The organism is Plebeiibacterium sediminum, from assembly GCF_026013605.1.
Taxonomy (GTDB): Bacteria; Bacteroidota; Bacteroidia; order Bacteroidales; family Marinilabiliaceae; genus Saccharicrinis; species Saccharicrinis sediminus.
This window is the reverse complement of sequence record NZ_JAPDPJ010000314.1, coordinates 1-454: the sequence shown is the minus strand read 5'-3', so window position 1 is coordinate 454 and position 454 is coordinate 1. Positions and strand designations below refer to the sequence as shown.

The window sequence follows — 454 nt, the reverse complement described above, 5'->3', positions numbered from 1 at the left end:
ATTTCAAAGTTTGCAGCTTCATCAGCACAATAGGTTACTTCCATATCCTTAACCTCTGGATCTGGATTTACATTTATAGTTACATGAGCCTCGCTTGTACAACCTGTTGCTTCATGGGTAACAACTACATCAAATTCATTAATTGTTTGTGGTCCGCCAACTTCAGGGATAGTCATTTCTCCTATCCAGGCAAAAGAATACCCTTCTGTATTTCCAGAAACCATAACATCGTCATTGAATGATGTTATATCAAAATCTGATGCTTCATCGGCACAATAAGTAAACTCAACATCTTTAACTTCTGGATCCGGATTGACATATATAATTACATGAGCTTCGCTGGTACAACCTGTTGCTTCATGAGTAACCACAACATCAAACTCATTCGTTGTTTGTAATCCTCCATCTTCAGGGATATTCAACGAAGAAGCATTCCAATTGAAGTTATAATCTT

At 37.2% G+C, this 454-nt stretch carries 1 protein-coding gene; it reads right to left on the bottom strand.

Annotated features, from left to right (window positions below):
* A partial coding sequence (locus OM075_RS25610; RefSeq protein ID WP_301193393.1) for a hypothetical protein occupies positions 1 to 454 on the bottom strand: 454 nt, incomplete at both ends.